Genomic DNA, 22068 nt, shown 5'->3' on the forward strand with positions numbered 1-22068 from the left:
GATATAGAGTCTGGGGACCCAATAACGCCTGAACTATTGTGTTAACGCCTCGCTACTCGTCCTGAATAAACGTGCAATTAACGGTAAAAAATAAAGCGGCAAGGATGCAAGATGTTGTGCGCTTATTATTAGTATGATGTTGTTGCTATTTGCTTTGTATTATCAGTTCGCTGGGGGACCAACCAATAATACACTCATACATCCTTGCCAAAACGGTTGTGGCTTAACTTGCCATTGTTTGTAACTGTTGACTTAACTGAGTAATTTTTTGCTGTAAAAGAGCGATCTCTGACACAATTGCACCACGTTTTTCAGTTTTATGGCTTTCGCTTTGCTTGACCCATTTATATACTGTTTTTGATGACACACCATATTGCTTGGCTACGTCAGATAAGAGGCGATTATGCACTTTGACTTCGCTTATCACCTGATGTTGAAAGTCCACTGGATATTGTCTTGCAGTTGAAATACTCATCTTATTGATTCCTTAATGCTTTATTTGTATTTGCTTGAACGGGATTCAACTTCATCCCATTGACTGCAACCAAGATGCGCTAAGAAAAAAATGTTTTGACGGCATTGTTCAACCAGTTTAGCAACCATGCTATTAACTGTTTTGATGTTCTGACCTAGGTTCATTTTACTCATCGCTATCTCCTACAAATGACAATGGACTGCTTAAAAATCAAACTACTACTTAGTAGGTATCTGTTTGTCTATATGAAAAGTGTGTGCCAACTTTTAAATCTATTTAAAATTGTTATATAACAATACCTTACCGTTTTTTTGATATTTCTAAATATTAGGCTGTTTGTTTTAATTGGTGCAATTGCACTAATTTGGTGAACCAAGTATTGCGCTCTTTCTGTTTATTTCGAAGCAGTATGGCGATAATTTATGGCAATAAAAGGTCATGTTAATGACAAAATGAGGACATTGCGTTTGTCACTTTTGCAGAAGATAAATAGTTGTGCGTTAAATACCCCTAAAAGTGATTGGGCTAGCATTAAAGCACTGTGTTACGCAGTATTATTGTGAGTTTTTGGATGAGTTTACTGAGGCGCTAAAATAGCAGGGTTTGTGGCATACCATGATATTTTGTAAGCTATCTTAAATGGATCGTGCAGAGGGAGAATATTAAATGATTCATTTTAATTTTTTGCTTTAATTAACTTGAACAATTGATTTTTAAGTTTAAATCACAGTGCTTTACTGAGAAGGTACAAGCTGTTGTTTACAATGTATTATGCATTGAAAATGTATTTTCAACCTTGAGGTGCAAGTGCCTTTTAGTCAGCGCACGACAGCAGAGTAATTTTTTAAGGCGTTACACTTAATTTGAGCGGTAAACGATTGATTGTGAAATATGAGTAGTGAATGATTAATCGTAGTTTATAGGCTGTTAGCTGTAAAAAATTAACATTAAAAAACTCGAAAACGTTTAACCGGCGTTTGATTAGATGATCGGCGCTCTGCCTTAGCATCCTTCATCGAATTTATCGTTAATTAGATTACATACCGCATCTAATGCCGTTGCTGCATCTGGTCCTGTTGCTGTGACGGTGATCATTTTTCCTATACCACTTTCTAGCATGAGTAACCCTAATACACTAGCCGCACTGGCTTGTTTATCTGCTTGAATTAAGGTGATTTCAGCATCAAAGTCAGCAGCCAATATAGCTAACTTTGTTGCTGCACGGGCATGTAAACCCAATTTATTTGAAATGGTTACTTGACGTTCAAGCATGGCCGGCACTCCACGTAGGGCTATAGTGTTTCTTCACTGATATTTAGCTCTCTGTGGCGGGCATTGACAATGTGTTTACTACCTTGTCTAAACCGTTTTGCGAGTTGATCTGTGATATAAACAGAGCGATGTTGTCCACCTGTACAGCCGATAGCGATGGTTAAATAACTTCGATTATTACGCTCTAAGTGCGGCATCCAGGTTTCGAATAGATTTTCAATTTGCCAAATAAACTTATTCACCAGAGGCTGACGGCCTAGAAACTCTTGTACCGGCTCGTCTAGACCAGTAAATGGTCTTAATTCTATCTCCCAATGTGGGTTAGGTAAAAAGCGCACATCGAACATAAAATCTGCTTCGGTTGGCATACCGTGTTTAAAGCCAAACGATTCAAAATTAATCACTAACTCTTTATCCACACTGCCAAGTAATATTTGTCTGACTTGATCGCTTAACTCATAAATATTGAGTGCTGACGTATCGACGTAATGATCAACCATTTTAGCGATAGGTTCGAGTAAACGACCTTCTAATTTAATCGCTTCTTGTAATGAAATATGGTTTTTAGATAGCGGGTGTAATCTGCGGGTTTCGCTGTAGCGTTTAAGTAAAACTTTGTCGCTAGAGTTTAAGAAAAAACTAGTGATTTCGGTATCAGGTTGCAGTATTTCAAGTTGCTCTTGTAGCACTTTACCTTGTTCTGCAATATTGCGCACATCGACACTAATCGCTACTAGGTCATTACTGCCTTTTAGTTGAGCCAGTAAGGTGCCTATTAGCGGTAATGGCAGGTTATCAACACAGTAGTAGCCTAGGTCTTCTAGTACTCTTAATGCAACTGATTTACCTGAGCCTGACCGTCCTGATACGATGACAAGTTTCATGCCGTAATTACCTGATAGAGTTCTGTAGAGTCGTGGATTTTACGTAGCTGTTTTAGTACTTGTTTGTCGCTGAGTTTTTGGGCCATCGATGATAAAGTGCTCAAGTGCTGTTGGCACTGATCTGCAGGCACTAATAGCGCAAATAAGATATCGACAGGTTGTTTATCGATGGCATCGAAAGAAATGGGTTCTTCGCATTTTACAAAGATCGCAATAGGTTGATCGATTGTGGTTAATCGGCCATGAGGTATTGCAATACCATTACCTATACCTGTGCTACCCATTTTTTCTCTTGCGAGTAGGCTTTCAAACACCTCTTGCGAAGACAGGGTTGGGTACTGGGCAGCGACTAAATCGCTGATAAGTTCCAGTACCTTTTTCTTACTGCCCGGTGTGGCACAGGTAGTGCATTCCGGCTGCAGGATGGTACAAAGTTCCATCGTTAGTGTTTTGTATACTTCTCTTTGTGTTTAATTACCTGACGATCGAGCTTATCTATCAGGGCGTCTATTGCTGCATACATGTCTGTATGTTCTGACATTGCAAAAATCTCTCCGCCCTTTAGGCTGACTTTAGCTTCTGCTTTTTGTTGTAACTTTTCAACGTTGAGTACAACGTGAACATTATTGATCTGATCGAAGTGCCGTTCAAGCTTTGAAAACTTTTCCTGAACGTATTCACGTAAAGATTCGGTTATTTCAACATGATGCCCAGATAAATTGATCTGCATTACACTTCTCCATTGTTGAGTGAATTATAAACTCTTACGTTGGTTTGAGGGTGGGATCAGCATTGCCTCACGGTATTTTGCTATCGTACGACGAGCAACGTTTATGCCCTGTTCGGCCAGTAGTTGAGCCATTTTACTGTCGCTAAGTGGCTTTTTCTGGTTTTCTGCAGCAACCAATTTTTTAATAAAAGCGCGGATTGCTGTCGATGAGCATTCTCCGCCATCGTCAGTACTGACATGACTAGAGAAAAAGTATTTTAATTCAAACAAACCTCGCGGGGTGTGCATGTATTTTTGTGTAGTAACACGCGAGATCGTCGACTCATGCATTTCTACGGCTTCAGCAATATCGTTTAATACCATAGGTTTCATGGCTTCTTCACCATACTCGAAAAAACCTTGTTGAAATTGCACAATACAATTGGCCACTTTTAACAGGGTATCGTTACGGCTTTCAATGCTTTTAATAAACCATTTTGCTTCTTGTAAATGACCTCGAATAAACTGAGTATCAGATGGATTTTTACTGCTACGAGCCATTGCAGCATACTGCTGATTAACACCAATTTTTGGCATATTATCTGGATTGAGTTCAACAACCCAACGGCCATTCTTTTTAAATACAGTAACATCTGGGATGACATATTCGTCATCGGTAGCTGTGATCAATAACCCAGGACGTGGATTGAGAGATTGAATCAAGGTAATGGCGTCACGTAACTCATCTTCTTTTAACCGAGTTTTACGCATTAATAACCTAAAGTCACGGCTAGCGATTAAATCTAAATAGTCTTTGATGAGCATTCGCGCATTATCAATGTGCGGGGTTGATTCAGCATATTGAGCAAGTTGAATTAATAGGCATTCACTAAGGTCGCGTGCTGCAACACCTACCGGATCAAAATGTTGAATTCGCTTTAATACAGCTTGAACTTCATCAAGCTCAATATTTTCATCGCCCATTGCTTCAAGTATTTCTTCTGTGCTTTGGGTCAGATAGCCGCGTTCATCTATCGCATCAATAATGGCCGTTGCTATGGCAAGGTCTGTGTCTGAAAATGGCGTTAAGTTTTTTTGCCACTCTAAATGCTCATATAAGCCTTCAGTGGTTTCCCCTTGAAAAGGCATGTCATCGTCACGCATGCTTGCACTGCCAGAACCTGACATGGGGGAGGCTGTATATACTTCATCCCAAGTCGTGTCCATGGGCATGTCATCCATGGTTTCTTTACTGATGGATTCGGTGGTGTCGACGGTTGAAGTATCTTTTTCGACATTCACATTACTGTTGTCACTGAAGTCGGTGTCTGATTGATCGCGACTTTCTTTTAACGGATCTTTAGCTTGAGAAAATTCATCTTCTATTTCAAGCAATGGATTTGAATCCAATGCCTGTTGGATTTCTTGCTGTAGCTCCAATGAAGATAACTGCAGCAAGCGGATGGCTTGCTGCAATTGAGGGGTCATAGTGAGGTGCTGACCCATTTTAAGTTGGAGTGACGCTTTCATTTACCGCTTATCCCTAGATGATTTCCATAAAAATGACAATTTCGAAAAACTGTAATGGATTGTCTCGTACGTCAATGACATTTCACGCAATTTAGGTATCGTTCAATGGAATGAATTAGATAGGCTAAAAGGCTTATAACCTAACTATAGCTTGAATTGTTCACCTAAGTACACAGCTCGAACCTGTTGATTGCTTAAGATCTCATCAGGTGTACCCTCAGCAATTAAATTACCTTGGCTAACGATGTAAGCTCTTTCACATACATCGAGTGTTTCGCGAACATTATGGTCGGTGATCAGTACCCCTAATCCACGACTTTTTAGCTGTTGTATAATTTTTTTAATGTCGATAACTGAAATCGGATCAACACCTGCAAAAGGTTCATCAAGCAATATGAATTTAGGATTGGCGGCGAGTGCTCGAGCTATTTCGACTCGACGGCGTTCACCACCAGACAATGACATACCTTGGCTGTCGCGAATGTGGGTAATGTGAAACTCTTCGAGTAAATGTTGGAGTTGTTCAATACGCTCGTCATTAGTGAGTTCTTTGCGGGTTTGTAATACCGCCATGATATTGTCGTGCACGGTTAGTTTGCGAAAAATACTGGCTTCTTGCGGTAAGTAACCAATGCCTTTACGTGCTCTAAGGTGCATTGGGTCAGAGGTGAGGTCGTCGTTATCAATTAAAATACGGCCTTTATCGCTTTTTACTAACCCGACAACCATATAAAAAGTGGTTGTTTTACCTGCACCATTAGGGCCAAGCAAACCCACAATTTGCCCTGTTTTTACTGTTAAGCTTACGTCTTTTACTACTTGGCGCGCTTTATAGCTTTTGGCTAAATTTTCAGCTGTTAAAGTAATTTGGGTCATGGTTTTATCTGCTTGTTGACTGGGATCTCAGGTAGCTTTTGCTTTGGTGCTGACTCGTCTTGGAAATTTTCTGGTTGAATAATCGTGATGACGCGATCTTGGCCTTTACCTGTACTTTCTGCGATTAACTCTTGGGCTTTAATGTTGTATTTAATTAAGTTGCCCGTTACCTGGCTGCCTGCTTGGTCTAGCTTGGCATTACCGGTTAATGTAAGTGTTGTCGTCGCGAGATCGTAACTGATTTCGTTGGCACTGGCGGTACCGATGTTACCGTCGTCGAGTTCTTGCGAAAATGTTGCGGGTTTACCTGTCGCAATTAAGCGTTTTGACACACCGTTTTGTGGCGTAAATGCGCGCAATTCGTCGGCATTTATATTAATGGTGCCTTGCACAATAGTGACGGGACCATTAAAGACAATTTGATTGTTTTTAATGTCGGCAGACTGGCTGACAGCAGCAATTTTCAATTCTTGTTTGAGATCACCTTGCTTTGCCATTGCTGGAATGCTCAGCATGCAAAGTAAGCCACTTAATAGTAATGCGGCATTGGCGCGAGGATGTCGATTATTGTGACTCATATGTTCCTTCTACTTCGCTTAGTAGCGATAATTTTTGCGAATTCAAGTCAGCATGTAGGCCTAAACCTTGAATCATAAACCCTTTACCTTTGATATACACCATCTCTTGTGAGCTACCTATCATGGTTGATAAATCTAGGGTAACAGCTTGTGTGGTCACTGACTGTAAAGGTTCCTCAATATCAATGGCATCGATAATAACATTATTTTCTAAGCTGACTTTATTGCTCTGTTTATTTAATTGCCCTTTATCTGCACTGAGTTGCCATTGTGCTTTACCATTTTCTGGGTAAATTAAATAAACTGGATCAGTAAAGTGTGTGATATCACTGGAAGCATAATGCTCCATATGCTTCGCCGTTACTTTACTGGCAATTAAACCTTGTTCATTGTATTCGGTAGTGCGTAAGTCGTCGGCAACAAAATCTGGTCGCTCAATACCGACCACTTTAACGGCATCCATTTCACTGCGTTTTACTTGTGTTTGCCAGTACAACACAAGGGCAAGACCGAAAAATGCCGCAATCGCGATGGAGACCCTATTCATATACTCATACCATGAGCACTGGTAAATTTATCTTGGCTTAATAATAGTAAATCAGTGAGTTCACGCAACGCACCATGGCCACCATTGATACTGGTAGTCATATGGCAATGTTGTTTAACAAATGGGTGACCGTCGGCCACACAAACCGCAAGCCCAACGGCTTTCATTACAGGTAAATCGACCATATCATCACCAATGTAAGCCACTTCGTCTGAGGTGACATTATATAAAGACAATAATGCCTCAAATGGTTCAAATTTGTTGTCGATGCCTTGATAAATGTGTTTAACCCCTAGTGCTGTCATACGGGTTTCAACAATTTTTGATTTACGCCCCGTAATAACGGCAACATGAATTCCGCTTGTTAGGGCAGAGCGAACGCCATATCCATCGCGAGTGTGGAAGGCTTTTAATTCTTCACCGGCATTGCTTAGGTAAATTCGACCGTCAGAAAATACGCCATCGACATCGCATATTAACAATTTGATTTTTTTAGCGCGTTGCCAAATATCGTCACTGATTGGACCGTAAAAACCTGGATGAGTGCTTGTATCTGTCATGGTTAAATAACTCCTGCTTTAACCATATCGAGCATATTTAGCGCCCCGATCGGTTGGTGTTGTGGGTTAACGACAATCAGTCCGTTAATATTTCTCTCTTCCATGATTTGCAGTGCTTGTGCCGCCAAAATACCGCTAGGGCTCGTGACACAATTTTTGGTCATTACCTGTGAAATAGGCGTGGTGCGTAAGTTTACTTCAGCATCGATAATGCGGCGCAAATCGCCATCAGTAAAAATACCGACTAGGGTATTTTTTTTATCGACAATGGCTGTCATGCCGAGGCCTTTTTTCGATATTTCGTACAGTGCTTCAGTAATACAGATGTCGTCGCTTACGCTCGGTAAGCTTTCACCTTGATGCATCACATCTTCGACTTTTAATAATAATTTACGGCCTAATGATCCTCCCGGATGTGATAGAGCAAAATCGTCTCGGGTAAATCCTTTTGCTTGCAGTAATGCAATGGCAAGTGCATCACCCATCGCCAAGGTCGCTGTGGTACTAGACGTTGGTGCTAATCCAAGCGGACAAGCTTCTTCTTGTACCTGAATGCAAAGATGGATTTTCGACAATCTTGCCATATTTGATTCTGGTTTACCGGTAATCGCGATGACAGGAACGCCCATACGTTGAATAACAGGCAGTAAGGTGAGTATTTCGCTTGATTCACCTGAGTTAGAGATGGCAAGCACGATGTCATTTTTATCCAATGCGCCTAAATCGCCATGACTTGCTTCGCCAGGGTGTACAAAAAAGGCTGGTGTGCCGGTACTGGCAAACGTTGCCGATATTTTATTCCCAATATGGCCTGATTTACCCATGCCCATGACAATGACTTTGCCCTTGCATTGCATAATTAGTTCGCAAGCCTGGCCAAACTCTACTGAATCAACATATTGATATAAATTATCTAATGCCGCTTTTTCAATATCGATAACTTTGCGGCCCCATTGGCGAAACTGAGTTTGATCTACCATGCGTATCTCTCTTTTGGCTTAATACTTAACCTTTGATGCTCCAACTTAATGGGATTGAAATACAACAATTTGGTACGCAATAAAGGTGATTAATAATAGGACGCCATGCCAACGAGTAAGTTGTTTTTTGGCGCCACTTGATAACACTAAAACGGCTAGCGCTGCGCTTGTGCCTAATACCATATAGAAGTCTCTACCACTGGCTTGCGCATCAATCATTCCCGGGGCGATAAGCCCTGGTATCGCAAGTACGGCTAAAATATTAAATAAGTTAGAGCCAACGATATTACCTATGGCTAAATCATCTTCTTTTTTTAATACCCCTGCAATACAGGCAGCAAGTTCTGGCAAGCTGGTACCCACTGCAATAATGGTTAAGCCAATGACCAAATCCGATAGGCCATAAAACTTGGCAATTCCGACTGCGCCATCAACCATCCAACCTGCTGATAGTGGTAGTAATATAATACCAACTACCAGCCAAATGATAGCATGAAAGGTTGGGACGTTTTTAGGGATCTCAGATTCAAGATCGTCATCTAAAGCATCTTTGGTTTTATTGTGAGTAGCATGCCAAATGAAATAACCCATTAATGCGAAAAATAATATCGTGAGCATGATGCCTTCTGCACGAGTTAATAAGCCATCATGTAAGGTATAACCGGCAAAAGCGGTGGCAGCTAGCATCAATGGAATTTCACGTTTAAGCGTTTTGGAATCGACACTAATCGCGCCTAGTAATGCGGTTAATCCTAAAATTAAGGTAATGTTGGCAATGTTTGAGCCTAAAACGTTACCGACAGCAGTATCGCGCATGCCGTCCATTGAGGCCGTTGCTGCCACAAACATTTCTGGCGCTGAGCTGCCCATCGCAACGATAGTCAGTCCAATCAGCATGGGTGGCAAGCCTAAATTACGTGCAAATGCTGCTGCTCCGTATACAAATCGATCCGCGCTCCACACTAAAACAGCAAGGCCAGCAATTAACATTAGGATATTAACTAGCATGAGATTCCTACGATGGTAAATAATTAACGGGCATTTTCGCTGGATTTTCACTAAATTGAAAGCATTGCACACTAATTGTATTAACAATGAGCATTGGTTATATGGATATAGTTGTAGCTTAATGGACAATTACAGTACAATTTGCGCTTCATCTTTTTCTAAGGAAGGTCGTTATCTCCTCAACACCGATGCCTGATATGAGTAAATCAAATAATTCCCCTTTGGTCGAAATAAACCATTTGGCGTTTAGCCATGGTTCGCGAGTGATTTATAAAGATATTTCGCTAACGATACCCAAAGGTAAAGTGACGGCCATTATGGGCCCAAGTGGGATAGGTAAAACTACCTTATTAAAATTGATTGGTGGGCAACTCAGACCTGATAGCGGCCAAATTTTATTTGATGGCCATGATGTTCATAAGTTAAAGCGCGAAGAACTCTTTGAGCTGCGCAAGCGTATGAGTATGTTATTTCAAAGTGGTGCCATGTTTACGGATCTTAATGTATTCGATAACGTTGCATTTGCATTGCGGGAGCATTCCGGTTTACCTGAAGACATCATTCGTTCAATTGTATTGATGAAACTGCAAGCGGTAGGTTTACGTGGCGCAGCATATTTAATGCCTAACGAATTGTCTGGTGGTATGCAACGTCGAGCAGCATTGGCTCGTGCAATTGCGCTTGAGCCAGAAATGATTTTGTATGATGAGCCTTTTGCTGGACAAGACCCGATTTCTATGGGGATGCTGGTGAAATTAATTCGTGAGCTTTCTGATACGTTAAAGCTTACCTCTGTTGTGGTATCGCATGATGTAGATGAAGTATTGGGGATCGCTGATTACGTTTACGTTATCGCAGAGAAAAAAGTCATTGCACACGGAACACCAGAGCAACTTCGTTTGTCTGATAACCCGCAATTAATTCAGTTTATCCAAGGCGCGCCAGATGGCCCGGTGCCATTTCATTATCCTGCCGAGGATTATCAAGAGGAGTTATTGCGTGGGCGTAATTGATAACATTGCCGACATAGGCAAATACGCACTAAAAATGGTTTCTGGTTTAGGCCGTGCAGGCTTAATGCTATGGGGGGCTATTGTACGAGTACCTAATATCAAGAAAGGTTTACCACTACTGACCAAGCAAATTTATGTACTTGGTGTTCGTTCAATGGTGATCATTTTGGTATCCGGTTTATTTATCGGTATGGTGCTGGCACTGCAGGGGTACAACATTCTTGTTGGCTTTGGCACTGAAGAAAGCTTAGGTCCAATGGTTGCGCTTAGTTTACTACGTGAATTAGGCCCGGTTGTTGCTGCTCTGTTGTTTGCTGGTCGTGCTGGGTCTGCACTAACTGCAGAAATTGGCCTAATGAAATCCACTGAACAACTATCAAGTTTAGAAATGATGGCTATAGATCCACTTAGGCAGATTATCGCACCGCGATTTTGGGCCGGGGTTATCAGTATGCCTCTGCTTGCATTAATGTTTAGCTTAGTGGGTATTTTTGGTGGCCATCTTGTGGGTGTTGAATGGAAAGGCATCGATAGCGGTGCATTTTGGTCTATTCTTCAAGCATCGGTAGAGTGGGAACAAGATATTGTTAATAGCTTGATTAAAAGTGTCATTTTTGGCGTAGTAGTTACTTGGATAGCCTTGTACAGAGGTTATGAAGTACAACCAAACCCAGAAGGCATTAGCCGTGCAACAACATCTACCGTTGTACAGGCCAGTTTAGCTGTTTTAGCGCTGGACTTTTTGCTAACCGCAATCATGTTCGGAAATTAAGGTTTTTTCATTGTTTAGTTTAATTGAAGTGGTTTAAGAGTATGTTGACACGGAAAATTGAGTTACTAGTAGGCGTGTTTTTATTATCTGGTTTGTTGGCTTTTTGTGGGTTGGTATTTAACGTTGCCAATGTAGAAGTAAAGTCAAATGAGCAAACTTATACATTGGTTGCCGAGTTTAATAACATCGGTGGGTTAAAAGTACGTTCTCCTGTGAAAGTCGGTGGTGTTGTAGTCGGTCGTGTAACAGACATTACCCTCGATACCCGTAAATTGATCCCTGTGGTCACATTGACCATGGATAAGCGCTTCGATCAGTTTCCTGAAACCAGTAGTTTAGCTATTTTGACATCAGGGCTATTAGGTGAGCAATTTATTGGGTTAACCCCAGGTTTTATGGATGATGACATTGCCATGCTTGCTAATGGCGATAAAGTCCATGACACTCGTGGTGCATTGATTTTAGAAGATTTAATCGGTCAGCTTTTGTACAGTATGTCGTCTAAAGATAAATAGGAGCTCTATAAATGAAAGCACTTTTTAGTCGTGTAATTACGTTATGTTTGGTGGGCAGTGCTGTTATAAGTTCTGTAGCAGTAGCAGCCAATGACGAGATAAATACCACAAACCCATATGAAATGATCAAGCAAGTTGCTAACAAAACTTTTGATCGTTTTAAAACGGATAGAGCACTTATTGACGCTGATTTAGGTCACCTTAAGGTGATTGTTAACGAAGAATTAATGCCATATGTTGATTATAAATATGCCGCATATAAAGTGATGGGACAGTATTTACGCGATACGACGCCAGATCAGCGTGATCGTTTTGTTGAAGCATTTGAAGGCTATTTAGTGGCAACCTATGCTCAAGCTTTGACTGAATATACCAACCAAGCTGTTGAGTTCGACCCTGCCAGTGATTTCAGCGAAGAAAAAATCGTTGAGATTAATGTGCAAATTATTGAAAAAGGTCGTCCACCGATCAAAATTCAATTTAAAGCTCGTCGTTTAAAAGACAACTCTTGGAAAGCATTTGATTTAGTTGCCGAGGGCGTAAGCTTGCTTGCTTCAAAGCAATCTGAGATCTCTAACTTGATCCGCCAACAGGGTATTGAAGCCGTTATTTCAATGTTGAATGACAAAACCAAGCAACAAATTGACCGTCAACCAGTTAAAGAAGCCGCTGCAGCGTGATTACCTTTAATCAACAAGAGCAACAGTGCTTTGTTAGCGGCCGCTTAACGCAGGTTGAAGTAAAACAATTATGGCCAAAACGCCAAGAGTTGTTTACTGCTTCAACCCAAGTGATAGACTTGGCCGCTTTAGAATACGTAGACAGTGCTGGGGTAGCATTACTGCTGGCATTTGTTAGATTAAATCACTCTGGCAATAACGAACAAAGCGCATCTCGCCAACTGGTTAATCCCAGTGAGCAGCTCATCAAAATGATAGAGCTATATGACTTAGACGCTTTTTTTGGCAAAGCTTAGTTGGTCAGCAATGATTGTTGAATAATCAGTTATACACCTGGCCAGTCTGATAAATATTAGTTTTATAAGATTAGTCTTATAAACAAGAGTTTTATAAGTAAAGGTAATAGATTTCATGGATTGCAAAGTTATTGAACAAATTTTGACAGAGGCACTGTCGTTGACAGAAGCTCATGTAACCTCAGACGGAAGCCATTATAAAGTGGTTGCTGTTGGGGAATGCTTTGATGGCCTGAGCCGAGTTAAGCAACAGCAAGCGATTTATGCTCCATTATCAGAGCAAATTTCTAGTGGCGAATTACACGCACTCACGATTAAAACTTTTACGCCGACCCAGTGGAAGCGTGAAAAACTTTTCAACATGTAAGTACTGAGATTCACTGTGGATAAATTAACAATTATAGCCAGCAAACCGCTTGCTGGTGAAGTCGTGATCTCTGGCGCAAAAAATGCAGCCTTACCAATATTGATGGCCGGTGTATTGGCTGAAACAGATTTTATTGTTTCAAACGTGCCTAACTTGCGTGACGTCAATACCAGTTGTGAGCTTTTGCGCTGTCTAGGTGCAGAGGTTGAGCAATTAGAGGGAAGCCGCGTTCGTATTTCAACGACCAATTTAAATGAGTATTGCGCGCCTTATGACCTAGTCAAAACCATGCGTGCCTCAATCCTTATTTTAGGGCCATTATTAGCCCGTTACGGTACAGCAGATGTATCTTTACCTGGTGGTTGTGCTATTGGTGCTCGCCCGGTCAACCTTCATTTACACGGTTTAGAGCTTATGGGCGCTAAAATCGAAGTTAAAGAAGGTTACATTAAAGCGCGTGTTGATGGTCGTCTTAAAGGTGCTCATATCTTTATGGATATGGTGAGTGTTGGCGCCACTGAAAACTTATTAATGGCAGCGGCACTAGCCGATGGTACCACTGTAATTGAAAATGCTGCCCGCGAACCTGAAGTGACAGATTTGGCCAATTGCTTAATTGCTATGGGCGCTAAAATTACTGGCATAGGTACAGCAACATTAAAAATTGAGGGTGTTGAGCGTTTATCGGGTTGTGAATACCGTGTTATGCCAGACCGTATTGAAACAGGTTCTTTCCTGGTTGCCGCAGCTGTCACTCGTGGTAAAATTCGTTGTGTGTCTGCAGATCCAAGTGCCTTAGAAGCTGTGCTTTCTAAGCTTGAAGATGCTGGCGCGAGTATTACAACGGGCGAAGATTGGATTGAGCTTGATATGCACGGTAAGCGTCCAAAAGCCGTGAACATTAAAACTGCACCTTATCCTGCTTTTCCTACTGACATGCAAGCACAGTTTTGCGTATTAAATGCTCTGGCTGAAGGTACTGGGCGAGTCACTGAAACGATTTTTGAAAATCGTTTTATGCATGTTCCTGAAATGAGCCGCATGGGTGCTAATATCGAGCTTGAAGGCAATACTTGTATCATCCATGGTATTGAACGTTTAAATGGCGCTCAAGTGATGGCAACCGATTTACGAGCCTCTGCAAGTCTAGTGATTGCAGGGTTAATGGCTGATGGGATGACAACGGTAGATCGTATTTACCACCTCGACCGCGGCTATGAACATATTGAAGCTAAGTTCCAAGGTCTTGGTGCTGAAGTCGTACGTGTGAAGTAACGGGTTATTAGATTACTGCTTTAAAAGCAGTACTCAAAGTGCAATAAAAAAGCCATTCACAGAAAGTGAATGGCTTTTTTATTGCTAGGGCAATGGTTGCAATTATTCTGGTTCGTCAGCCTTCTCGGCAATAATTACAGGTAAAGTCTGCTTTTTCCCTTCACGAATAATTGTCATGTTTACTTTTGTACCTGGAGTGGTTTCAGCAATACGGTCTAGTAGCATTTCAACACCGGGTACATCTTCTTCATTATATTGAGTAATGACATCTCTTGGTGCTAAACGTGCGCGGGCTGCTGGCCCATCAGGGTCAATACCTGTCACTAACACACCTTTTAAATCAGGCAAGTTAAGAATTTGCGCTACTACTGGATTTAATGGCTCGCCAGAAATACCCAAGGCCCCACGAATTACGCGTCCATGTTTAATTAATTTATCCATAATGCTGTGAGCTAACTTTATCGGAATAGCAAAACTAATTCCATTACCACCATTATCACCGCCCACCTGAAATGCAGCAGTATTGATGCCGATTAACTCTCCGCTAGTATCAATTAATGCACCGCCAGAGTTGCCGGCATTAATTGCGGCATCAGTTTGTAGGAAGTCTAAATAACCTGAACTTAGGCCGTTACGACCCGTCGCGCTAATAATGCCTTGAGTGATGGTTTGGCCGATATTGTATGGATTGCCAATGGCCAATACCACGTCACCAACTTGAGCGGGGTTATAAAGATTAAATGGTACGACAGGTAAATTGTCACCTTCGATTTTGAGCACAGCTAAGTCTGTTACGGGATCTGAACCCACAACTTCAGCGGTAAACTTACGGCCATCTTGCAGCGCAATAACAATCTCATCGGCTTTTTTTATCACGTGATAATTGGTTAGTACGTAACCATCTTTACTCATAATAACCCCAGAACCTAAGCCCTGCAGTGAACTTGAATTCAAAGGGTTACGTTGATCTATGCTTAGACTGTAAATATTGGCTACTGCTGGTGCCGCGCGGCGAACCGCTTTGGCAAATGACAGTTCTGAGCCGCCATTGTGTACCGTTGATAAACCACTATTGAGGGCGTTATTTGGTAAAATTGAGGTAATAACTAAAAAAACAGCTGCCATGATCAGGCCAAATACCGCAGCTTTAACTATATAGATGCATGTGTCTTTAAAATTCATGGCCTGAGATTTGTTGAAGAAAATGAACTTTATATTAACATAACTCAAAAAATTAAGCATCGACCAAACTAGGACCGATGCTTAATTATTCAAGTCATGTCACAGTCATTAACACCTTGATAGTTAATGACTGTAGGCAGAAACGTGTGTGCTACATTTGTGTCAGTTTATTAAGACTAACGTAACACTAGATACAGTAGATTATTGTCGCGCAGTATTTTTAATGCCACTGAACTTTGATTTTCTTTCAGGGCTTCTTTTAATACTTTTAAGCTAGAAATTTTACTGCGATTTAAGCCGACAATTAAATCTCCTTTTTGTAATCCACTCATTGCAGCGGGTGATCCTTGGGCAATATCAGTGATCTCAATGCCTTTCTTGCTGTCTTCTAATGTGGCACCTTGTAACATAGGGTGCACATTGCCAGCTTCAGCTTCTACCTTATCAGCCTCACCCAGAGTAGCTTTAATCGTTTTGTTATCACCATCACGGATAATACCAAATTCGACTTCTGCTCCAGCCCCCATGGTGGCAACTTTAGCACGAAGTTCTTGGAAGGTTTTAATGCTGCGCCCATTGAGTGTGACAATAATATCACCCGCTTTTAGCCCAGCTTTATCAGCAGCACTCTTTGGCATAACTTCATTAACAAAGCCGCCATGTTGCGTGTCTAGGCCAAAAGCTTTAGCAAGTTCGTTATCAAGATCTCGGCCTGAAACACCTAATACGCCACGACGTACTTCGCCATGTTCAATAATTTGTTCAACTAAGTTGTTGACCATGTTCGCAGGTATCGCAAAACCAATACCGACATTACCGCCATTAGGTGCAACAATGGCCGTGTTGATACCAATGAGCTCACCTTTTAAGTTCACTAATGCGCCGCCAGAGTTACCACTATTAATAGCGGCATCTGTTTGAATAAAGTTTTCGAGCATTTCAATGCCCAAGCCACTGCGACCTAAAGCACTAACAATGCCTGATGTAACGGTTTGTCCTAAACCAAATGGATTACCAATGGCTACGGCAAAATCACCAACACGAATATTGTCGGAATCAGTTTGACTAATTGCGGTCAGATTTTTTGCTTCGATTTGCAGCAATGCAATATCAGACTCTTTATCTGCGCCAATCAGCTTTGCTTTTACTTCACGGCCATCATGTAAACCAATTTGAATATCATCCGCGCCATTAATAACGTGATTATTGGTAATAATGTAGCCTTTAGTCGCATCGATGATGACTCCAGAGCCTAATCCTCTAAAAGGGCGCTCTTGTACTTGCTCCTGTGGAGCATTAGGCCCAAAGAAATAACGAAATACATCAGGCACTCGTTGTTTAGATACTTGGGTGCCTGATACCGCAACAGATACCACCGCAGGTGTGGTGCGCTCTAACATAGGGGCAAGACTTGGCATTGCCTGGCCGTCAACTGATTGTGGAATCGCGGCTTGAGATACTGCTGGAAACATTGTTAACGATGCGGTTAATAATGCTGCAGAAAGTAAGCTTAATTTGGTTTTCATGTATTGGTAGCTCCTAGATGCCTTCAGTTTGATATCTAAAATATGTGGTTTGAAAGCATGATTTCAAAGTTAAATATCGTTAATCAATTTGGTTATTGGTATTTCAGCTGTTTGTACCAGCGGTTTTAATCGCGATGCTTTAACAACAGTAAATAAATTCGGATATGCTGAGTTAATTATTCAGAGTAAAGCGCTAAACGTTAGTTCCATATTGATTAACAAAGCTTAATTTGATCGTTTATAGCGGTTACTCGTATTGAATGTTTAATGTTATTATCCGCAGCAATTATTTGATGTAAGAGAGTCGTAATCGTGTCGCAGTTAACTCCTTGGCAGCATTATCAGCAAGACCTTACCCGAGATGATTTTTCACATGATGCCGCACAAGAACAGGCGGTTAAATCATTACAACGAGTTTATGATGAACTGATTAACGCAAATATACCGGCGTCTGGATTGTCTAAGCTTTTTTCGGCTGTTGGCGTAAAAGGCAAATCTATCCCGGTTAAAGGCCTGTATTTGTGGGGCGGAGTCGGACGCGGAAAAACCTATCTTATGGATACGTTTTACGACGCATTGCCTGGCGAGCGTAAACTGCGAGCTCACTTTCATCGCTTTATGCATCAAATTCATCACGATCTTGACGGGCTCAAAGGAGTGCAAGATCCGCTTATTAGTATAGCGAAAAAAATGGCAAGCCAGTATCAGGTGATTTGTTTTGATGAGTTTTTTGTGTCAGACATTACCGACGCTATGTTGCTAGGCACATTATTTCAAGAATTGTTCAAGCAAGGGGTCGCGCTAGTAGCCACATCAAATATTATTCCCGATGAACTCTATAAAAATGGCTTACAGCGAGCGCGTTTTTTACCTGCTATAGCATTAATTAACCAGCACTGTGAAATTCTTAATGTTGATTCTGGTATTGATTACCGTTTACGTACATTAGAGCAAGCCGAGATTTATCACTATCCGCTAGATGAGCAAGCAGATATTAACTTGCTACATTATTTTGCCCAATTAGCGCCAGAATCTGAAGTGCAAACCACTGCGATTGATATCGATGGCCGGGCTATTAAGATTCGTCAGCAATCACAAGGTGTATTACTGATTAACTTTAGAGACATGTGTGATGGACCGCGTTCTCAGCGTGACTATATGGAAATAGCTTGCCTTTACCATACTGTGTTGCTTAGTGGTATAGAACAAATGGGCGCGCAGCAAACAGGCGACGATATTGCCAGACGATTTTTAGCCATGGTAGATGAGTTCTATGAGCGAAATGTCAAACTGATTGTATCTGCTCAAATTGAGCTTGAAGATATATATACCGATGGGCAGCTGACTTTCGAGTTTAGGCGTTGCCGATCACGTTTAATCGAAATGCAATCAAGAGATTATTTGGCCTTAGAACATTTACCTTAAAGATGTTCTCCACATTCAAGTGCCGTGGGATTTCGACGTGAATTTGAATAGAGTAATTTATTTTGAAATTTCTTAAAAAGCAGGTGATCTTTGGTTTCTTCTTGCGTATAATCTGCGACCTGCCCGCGTTAATCCGCCAATTTGGGCGGAAGTTGTAAGCCAATATTCATGTTCGAAGGGGCAAGAATCGGTAATTTTGTGTTGATTGCAACCTGCAGTCAGCATGTGAGACAGAAAATTAACTTTGGGTTTTTGTAATAATGAAGACTTTTACTGCTACACCAGAAACTGTAACTCGTGACTGGTTTGTTGTTGACGCTGAAGGCAAAACTTTGGGTCGTATCGCAACTGAAATCGCAACTCGCTTACGTGGCAAGCATAAGCCAGAATACACTCCACACGTTGACACTGGTGATTACATCATCGTTATCAATGCTGAGAAAGTGACTGTAACTGGTAATAAAGCTGCTGGTAAGATTTACTACTCTCATTCAGGCTTCATTGGTGGCATTAAGCAAATCAGCTTTGAGAAGCTTCAAGCTCATAAGCCTGAAATGATCATCGAGAAAGCAGTTAAGGGTATGTTACCAAAAGGTCCTTTGGGCCGTGCTATGTTCCGTAAACTTAAAGTTTACGCTGGCACAGAACATAACCATGCTGCACAACAACCACAAGTTCTTGATATCTAAACGGGAGGAGTAAGCAAATGTCTGCAACTCAGTACTACGGCACTGGCCGTCGCAAAACATCTACAGCTCGCGTTTTCGCTAAAGCAGGTAGTGGCAATATCATCGTAAACCAACGTCCTTTAGATGTATATTTTGGTCGTGAAACTGCTCGTATGGTTGTTCGTCAACCATTAGAGTTAGTTGAAATGACTGAAAAATTAGACATCTATGTAACTGTTAAGGGCGGTGGTACTACTGGCCAAGCTGGTGCAATTCGTCACGGTATTACTCGTGCACTTATGCAACTAGATGAAGCTTTACGTCCTACTCTACGTAGCGCTGGTTTTGTTACCCGTGATGCTCGTAAAGTTGAACGTAAGAAAGTTGGTCTACGTAAAGCACGTCGTAAGCCACAGTTCTCTAAGCGTTAATTCGTTTTTTGGATTCAAAAAACCCAGCATATGCTGGGTTTTTTATTGCCTAAAATAAACATAATAAATTGTACGGTTTGGCGCATAATCGTTGTCAGTAGATGAATTGATTAATGACAATACTATCTTTATAGGAGGCTTTTAGCATGAGTTTACAGTTACTAATGACCGCTTTTGGCTTAGTTTTAATTATTGAAGGCCTAGGGCCGTTACTGTTTCCTAACAAATGGCAAAAATATTTATTTGAGCTTTCTACACAAAAGCAAAATGTTCTCAGACGCTTAGGTGGAAGTCTTGTTACTGCTGGGATCGTTTTATTGATTATTTTTTAATAAAACACTTGCCTATAACCCCCTAAAATCTGTTAAAATTCTATTTTATACCACAAGACGTTGCAGCTAATAATGGGCAAAAATGTAGTCGTACTCGGCACTCAATGGGGTGACGAAGGCAAAGGTAAGATTGTCGACCTTTTAACAGAACAGGCAAAATACGTAGTTCGTTACCAAGGCGGTCACAATGCCGGTCATACTTTGGTAATTGATGGTGAAAAAACCGTTCTTCATCTTATTCCGTCAGGGATTTTACGTGATAACGTAAAATGCATTATCGGTAATGGTGTGGTTGTCGCTCCTGATGCGTTGATGAAAGAAATCAACATGCTGAAAGGCCGCGGTGTACCAGTAGAAGAGCGTTTACTTATTTCTGAAGCGTGTCCGCTTATTCTTCCATTCCATTGTGCACTTGATATCGCTCGCGAAAAAGCGCGTGGTAATAAAGCCATTGGTACAACAGGTCGCGGTATTGGTCCTGCATATGAAGACAAAGTATCTCGTCGCGGTTTACGTATCGGTGATTTGTTTAACGCAGAGCTTTTTGCGACTAAGTTACAAGAAGTCATGAAATATCATAACTTTATGCTAACTGAGTACTACCAAGCTGAAGCAGTTGATTACCAACAAACACTTGATGATGCATTAGCAATTGCTGATTATCTGAAGAGCATGTGTACTGACGTCACAGAAATGTTAGATGTTGCGCGTAAAGCGGGTGAGCCAATCTTATTTGAAGGCGCACAAGGTACATTATTGGATATCGACCATGGAACATATCCATTTGTAACTTCATCAAATACTACAGCAGGTGGTGTAGCGACTGGTTCTGGTTTTGGACCTCGTCACTTAGATTATGTGCTTGGTATTATGAAAGCTTATACTACTCGCGTAGGTGCTGGCCCGTTCCCAACAGAACTTGCTAATGAAATCGGTGATTATATCGGTGAAAAAGGTCAAGAGTTTGGAGCAACTACCGGTCGTAAACGTCGTCCTGGTTGGTTAGATGCAGTGGCAATGCGCCGTGCAGTTCAAATTAACAGCGTAAGCGGTTTCTGTTTAACTAAATTGGACGTTTTAGACGGCCTAAAAGAAGTTAAAATTTGTGTTGGCTATGAATATCCTGACGGAACAGTATCAAAGGTTACTCCTTTAGCTGCTGAAGGTTATGAGCTAGTGACACCAATTTACGAAACTATGCCTGGTTGGAGCGAAGTCACTTATGGTGCTACTTCAATTGAACAGTTGCCTGAAGCGGCAATTAATTATATCAAGCGTATCGAAGAGCTTTTAGAAACGCCTGTTGATATTATCTCTACTGGTCCGGACCGAAATGAAACCATGATTTTGGTTAATCCGTTCAAGTAAAGATTAAGAGGCCGCGATAAGCGGCCTTTTTTATAAGTACAGTTAAATTAGTATTGATCATGTCGCGCCTTTTCTCTGAGGGGAAACACTCAAGAAATACGCTATACTGCCGATGGATAAGTCATCATTGTGTTATTGAGAATCCTTATGTTGCGTATATCTTTAGTCCTTTTTAGCCTAATCTCGACCAATGCATTTGCATTAACTGAGGCTGTCGATATTTATAGCGATCAACAACTGATATCACTTATCCAATCGAACCAGTATTTACAACGTGTTAAAGCAGATGATTGCCAATTAGTGCAAGATATTGAGGCTCGAGCAGAAGTCTTACAACAACCCTTATATCAATTTTTATGGGGTGAAATGTTGATTAATGGCGTTTGCGTAAAGGCGCACCCGTCGCGCGGTATGATGTTATTACAAACATCAGCAGAGCAGGGTAGCTCAGAAGCCATGGTAAAATTGGCGGATTACTATTATCGCGGTAAACTAGTAGTGAAAGATCCTAATCGCGCAGTGCAATATATATTGCCAGCAGCGGCAAATGGTAATTTAAACGCTAAAATGATGTTAGTTCGTTTATTTGGCGAAGGTTATGGTAGCCCGACCGATTATGAAATGGGTTATCACTGGTTGTATAACAGTATATTTGATAACGATGCCGAACAGAAAAAGGCTTCGTCTTTATTGCAGATGTTAGCTGCAAAAATGCCTGCCAGTGTAGTGGCCAGGGCTCAGCAGTCTCAGCTGTACAAACGTTAAGGCTCCACAGTATGGAGCAAATTATTTGGAAATT

At 41.3% G+C, this 22068-nt stretch carries 28 protein-coding genes; 13 read left to right on the top strand and 15 right to left on the bottom strand.

The window, feature by feature from the left end; translation table 11 throughout:
- Positions 1–223 precede the first annotated feature (223 nt).
- The 13 genes from IEY40_RS03740 to IEY40_RS03800 form a co-directional block, all read right to left on the bottom strand.
- Complete coding sequence (locus IEY40_RS03740) at positions 224–475, bottom strand: transposase (protein ID WP_188953514.1); 252 nt, start codon at positions 473–475, stop codon at positions 224–226.
- A gap of 20 nt (positions 476–495) precedes the next feature.
- Positions 496–648, bottom strand: a complete 153-nt coding sequence (locus tag IEY40_RS03745; protein ID WP_188953517.1) for a hypothetical protein — start codon at positions 646–648, stop codon at positions 496–498.
- Positions 649–1477: 829 nt separating this feature from the next.
- Complete coding sequence (locus IEY40_RS03750) at positions 1478–1747, bottom strand: HPr family phosphocarrier protein (RefSeq protein WP_188953519.1); 270 nt, start codon at positions 1745–1747, stop codon at positions 1478–1480.
- A 20-nt stretch (positions 1748–1767) separates the two neighbouring features.
- Positions 1768–2631: an RNase adapter RapZ gene (rapZ, locus tag IEY40_RS03755; protein WP_188953521.1), complete on the bottom strand. Its 864-nt coding sequence runs from the start codon at positions 2629–2631 to the stop codon at positions 1768–1770.
- On the bottom strand, positions 2628–3071 hold the full coding sequence (gene ptsN, locus IEY40_RS03760; protein ID WP_188953523.1) for a PTS IIA-like nitrogen regulatory protein PtsN: 444 nt from the start codon (positions 3069–3071) through the stop codon (positions 2628–2630). Before ptsN ends, rapZ begins: the two co-directional genes overlap by 4 nt.
- 2 nt (positions 3072–3073) lie before the next feature.
- Positions 3074–3361, bottom strand: coding sequence for a ribosome hibernation promoting factor (gene hpf / locus IEY40_RS03765; protein WP_188953525.1), 288 nt, complete (start codon positions 3359–3361; stop codon positions 3074–3076).
- Positions 3362–3385: 24 nt separating this feature from the next.
- Positions 3386–4870 (bottom strand): RNA polymerase factor sigma-54, encoded by a 1485-nt coding sequence (locus tag IEY40_RS03770; protein ID WP_188953527.1) that lies wholly within the window; start codon positions 4868–4870, stop codon positions 3386–3388.
- Positions 4871–5014: 144 nt separating this feature from the next.
- Positions 5015–5746, bottom strand: a complete 732-nt coding sequence (gene lptB, locus IEY40_RS03775) for an LPS export ABC transporter ATP-binding protein (protein ID WP_188953529.1) — start codon at positions 5744–5746, stop codon at positions 5015–5017.
- On the bottom strand, positions 5743–6324 hold the full coding sequence (lptA, locus tag IEY40_RS03780; protein ID WP_188953531.1) for a lipopolysaccharide transport periplasmic protein LptA: 582 nt from the start codon (positions 6322–6324) through the stop codon (positions 5743–5745). The genes lptB and lptA overlap by 4 nt, the downstream gene beginning before the upstream one ends.
- Positions 6311–6871: an LPS export ABC transporter periplasmic protein LptC gene (lptC, locus tag IEY40_RS03785; protein ID WP_188953533.1), complete on the bottom strand. Its 561-nt coding sequence runs from the start codon at positions 6869–6871 to the stop codon at positions 6311–6313. Before lptC ends, lptA begins: the two co-directional genes overlap by 14 nt.
- Positions 6868–7431 (bottom strand): 3-deoxy-manno-octulosonate-8-phosphatase KdsC, encoded by a 564-nt coding sequence (gene kdsC, locus IEY40_RS03790; protein ID WP_188953535.1) that lies wholly within the window; start codon positions 7429–7431, stop codon positions 6868–6870. Before kdsC ends, lptC begins: the two co-directional genes overlap by 4 nt.
- Positions 7432–7433: 2 nt before the next feature.
- Positions 7434–8411: a KpsF/GutQ family sugar-phosphate isomerase gene (locus tag IEY40_RS03795; RefSeq protein ID WP_188953537.1), complete on the bottom strand. Its 978-nt coding sequence runs from the start codon at positions 8409–8411 to the stop codon at positions 7434–7436.
- A gap of 45 nt (positions 8412–8456) precedes the next feature.
- The gene (locus IEY40_RS03800) at positions 8457–9419 is read right to left on the bottom strand and encodes a calcium/sodium antiporter (RefSeq protein WP_188953539.1); all 963 of its coding nucleotides are present in this window, start codon (positions 9417–9419) and stop codon (positions 8457–8459) included.
- A 188-nt stretch (positions 9420–9607) separates the two neighbouring features.
- Here IEY40_RS03800 and IEY40_RS03805 point away from each other — a divergent pair, with 188 nt between their 5' ends.
- The 7 genes from IEY40_RS03805 (at position 9608) to murA (ending at position 14337) form a co-directional block, all read left to right on the top strand.
- Positions 9608–10432, top strand: coding sequence for an ATP-binding cassette domain-containing protein (locus tag IEY40_RS03805; protein ID WP_428848133.1), 825 nt, complete (start codon positions 9608–9610; stop codon positions 10430–10432).
- Positions 10365–11204: a lipid asymmetry maintenance ABC transporter permease subunit MlaE gene (gene mlaE / locus IEY40_RS03810; protein WP_283107917.1), complete on the top strand. Its 840-nt coding sequence runs from the start codon at positions 10365–10367 to the stop codon at positions 11202–11204. Before IEY40_RS03805 ends, mlaE begins: the two co-directional genes overlap by 68 nt.
- A 41-nt stretch (positions 11205–11245) precedes the next feature.
- Positions 11246–11719, top strand: coding sequence for an outer membrane lipid asymmetry maintenance protein MlaD (gene mlaD, locus IEY40_RS03815; RefSeq protein WP_188953545.1), 474 nt, complete (start codon positions 11246–11248; stop codon positions 11717–11719).
- Positions 11720–11730: 11 nt separating this feature from the next.
- Positions 11731–12399 carry an MlaC/ttg2D family ABC transporter substrate-binding protein gene (locus tag IEY40_RS03820; RefSeq protein ID WP_188953547.1) on the top strand — a complete coding sequence of 223 codons (669 nt, stop codon included), beginning with the start codon at positions 11731–11733 and terminating at the stop codon, positions 12397–12399.
- On the top strand, positions 12396–12695 hold the full coding sequence (locus tag IEY40_RS03825) for an STAS domain-containing protein (RefSeq protein WP_188953549.1): 300 nt from the start codon (positions 12396–12398) through the stop codon (positions 12693–12695). Before IEY40_RS03820 ends, IEY40_RS03825 begins: the two co-directional genes overlap by 4 nt.
- A gap of 115 nt (positions 12696–12810) precedes the next feature.
- Positions 12811–13062 (top strand): BolA family protein, encoded by a 252-nt coding sequence (locus IEY40_RS03830; RefSeq protein ID WP_188953551.1) that lies wholly within the window; start codon positions 12811–12813, stop codon positions 13060–13062.
- A gap of 15 nt (positions 13063–13077) precedes the next feature.
- Positions 13078–14337 carry a UDP-N-acetylglucosamine 1-carboxyvinyltransferase gene (murA, locus tag IEY40_RS03835; protein ID WP_188953553.1) on the top strand — a complete coding sequence of 420 codons (1260 nt, stop codon included), beginning with the start codon at positions 13078–13080 and terminating at the stop codon, positions 14335–14337.
- 102 nt (positions 14338–14439) lie between these two features.
- Here murA and degS read toward each other — a convergent pair whose 3' ends face one another.
- The gene (gene degS, locus IEY40_RS03840; RefSeq protein WP_188953555.1) at positions 14440–15519 is read right to left on the bottom strand and encodes an outer membrane-stress sensor serine endopeptidase DegS; all 1080 of its coding nucleotides are present in this window, start codon (positions 15517–15519) and stop codon (positions 14440–14442) included.
- Between the two features lie 176 nt (positions 15520–15695).
- The gene (gene degQ, locus IEY40_RS03845; RefSeq protein ID WP_188953557.1) at positions 15696–17045 is read right to left on the bottom strand and encodes a Do family serine endopeptidase DegQ; all 1350 of its coding nucleotides are present in this window, start codon (positions 17043–17045) and stop codon (positions 15696–15698) included.
- A gap of 312 nt (positions 17046–17357) precedes the next feature.
- Between degQ and zapE the strand changes: the two genes are divergently transcribed.
- The 6 genes from zapE (at position 17358) to IEY40_RS03875 (ending at position 22034) form a co-directional block, all read left to right on the top strand.
- Entirely contained in the window at positions 17358–18470 is a 1113-nt protein-coding gene (gene zapE / locus IEY40_RS03850; protein ID WP_188953559.1) for a cell division protein ZapE, read from the top strand.
- A gap of 260 nt (positions 18471–18730) precedes the next feature.
- Positions 18731–19159 carry a 50S ribosomal protein L13 gene (rplM, locus tag IEY40_RS03855; RefSeq protein WP_011638797.1) on the top strand — a complete coding sequence of 143 codons (429 nt, stop codon included), beginning with the start codon at positions 18731–18733 and terminating at the stop codon, positions 19157–19159.
- Positions 19160–19176: 17 nt separating this feature from the next.
- Positions 19177–19569: a 30S ribosomal protein S9 gene (gene rpsI, locus IEY40_RS03860; RefSeq protein ID WP_188953561.1), complete on the top strand. Its 393-nt coding sequence runs from the start codon at positions 19177–19179 to the stop codon at positions 19567–19569.
- A 146-nt stretch (positions 19570–19715) separates the two neighbouring features.
- Positions 19716–19901, top strand: coding sequence for a DUF2065 domain-containing protein (locus IEY40_RS03865; protein WP_188953563.1), 186 nt, complete (start codon positions 19716–19718; stop codon positions 19899–19901).
- Between the two features lie 72 nt (positions 19902–19973).
- Positions 19974–21269 (top strand): adenylosuccinate synthase, encoded by a 1296-nt coding sequence (locus IEY40_RS03870; protein ID WP_188953565.1) that lies wholly within the window; start codon positions 19974–19976, stop codon positions 21267–21269.
- Positions 21270–21416: 147 nt separating this feature from the next.
- Complete coding sequence (locus IEY40_RS03875) at positions 21417–22034, top strand: tetratricopeptide repeat protein (RefSeq protein ID WP_188953567.1); 618 nt, start codon at positions 21417–21419, stop codon at positions 22032–22034.
- Positions 22035–22068: the final 34 nt, after the last annotated feature.

This window comes from Shewanella ulleungensis, assembly GCF_014648315.1.
In the GTDB taxonomy this organism is placed as follows: Bacteria; Pseudomonadota; Gammaproteobacteria; order Enterobacterales; family Shewanellaceae; genus Shewanella; species Shewanella ulleungensis.

Coding starts and splice junctions, on each gene's coding strand:
- IEY40_RS03740 (WP_188953514.1), bottom strand. CDS start 475: ATGAGTATTTCAACTGCAAGACAATATCCAGTGGACTTTCAACATCAG.
- IEY40_RS03745 (WP_188953517.1), bottom strand. CDS start 648: ATGAGTAAAATGAACCTAGGTCAGAACATCAAAACAGTTAATAGCATG.
- IEY40_RS03750 (WP_188953519.1), bottom strand. CDS start 1,747: ATGCTTGAACGTCAAGTAACCATTTCAAATAAATTGGGTTTACATGCC.
- rapZ (WP_188953521.1), bottom strand. CDS start 2,631: ATGAAACTTGTCATCGTATCAGGACGGTCAGGCTCAGGTAAATCAGTT.
- ptsN (WP_188953523.1), bottom strand. CDS start 3,071: ATGGAACTTTGTACCATCCTGCAGCCGGAATGCACTACCTGTGCCACA.
- hpf (WP_188953525.1), bottom strand. CDS start 3,361: ATGCAGATCAATTTATCTGGGCATCATGTTGAAATAACCGAATCTTTA.
- IEY40_RS03770 (WP_188953527.1), bottom strand. CDS start 4,870: ATGAAAGCGTCACTCCAACTTAAAATGGGTCAGCACCTCACTATGACC.
- lptB (WP_188953529.1), bottom strand. CDS start 5,746: ATGACCCAAATTACTTTAACAGCTGAAAATTTAGCCAAAAGCTATAAA.
- lptA (WP_188953531.1), bottom strand. CDS start 6,324: ATGAGTCACAATAATCGACATCCTCGCGCCAATGCCGCATTACTATTA.
- lptC (WP_188953533.1), bottom strand. CDS start 6,871: ATGAATAGGGTCTCCATCGCGATTGCGGCATTTTTCGGTCTTGCCCTT.
- kdsC (WP_188953535.1), bottom strand. CDS start 7,431: ATGACAGATACAAGCACTCATCCAGGTTTTTACGGTCCAATCAGTGAC.
- IEY40_RS03795 (WP_188953537.1), bottom strand. CDS start 8,411: ATGGTAGATCAAACTCAGTTTCGCCAATGGGGCCGCAAAGTTATCGAT.
- IEY40_RS03800 (WP_188953539.1), bottom strand. CDS start 9,419: ATGCTAGTTAATATCCTAATGTTAATTGCTGGCCTTGCTGTTTTAGTG.
- IEY40_RS03805 (WP_428848133.1), top strand. CDS start 9,608: ATGCCTGATATGAGTAAATCAAATAATTCCCCTTTGGTCGAAATAAAC.
- mlaE (WP_283107917.1), top strand. CDS start 10,365: ATGGCCCGGTGCCATTTCATTATCCTGCCGAGGATTATCAAGAGGAGT.
- mlaD (WP_188953545.1), top strand. CDS start 11,246: ATGTTGACACGGAAAATTGAGTTACTAGTAGGCGTGTTTTTATTATCT.
- IEY40_RS03820 (WP_188953547.1), top strand. CDS start 11,731: ATGAAAGCACTTTTTAGTCGTGTAATTACGTTATGTTTGGTGGGCAGT.
- IEY40_RS03830 (WP_188953551.1), top strand. CDS start 12,811: ATGGATTGCAAAGTTATTGAACAAATTTTGACAGAGGCACTGTCGTTG.
- degS (WP_188953555.1), bottom strand. CDS start 15,519: ATGAATTTTAAAGACACATGCATCTATATAGTTAAAGCTGCGGTATTT.
- degQ (WP_188953557.1), bottom strand. CDS start 17,045: ATGAAAACCAAATTAAGCTTACTTTCTGCAGCATTATTAACCGCATCG.
- rplM (WP_011638797.1), top strand. CDS start 18,731: ATGAAGACTTTTACTGCTACACCAGAAACTGTAACTCGTGACTGGTTT.
- rpsI (WP_188953561.1), top strand. CDS start 19,177: ATGTCTGCAACTCAGTACTACGGCACTGGCCGTCGCAAAACATCTACA.
- IEY40_RS03865 (WP_188953563.1), top strand. CDS start 19,716: ATGAGTTTACAGTTACTAATGACCGCTTTTGGCTTAGTTTTAATTATT.
- IEY40_RS03870 (WP_188953565.1), top strand. CDS start 19,974: ATGGGCAAAAATGTAGTCGTACTCGGCACTCAATGGGGTGACGAAGGC.
- IEY40_RS03875 (WP_188953567.1), top strand. CDS start 21,417: ATGTTGCGTATATCTTTAGTCCTTTTTAGCCTAATCTCGACCAATGCA.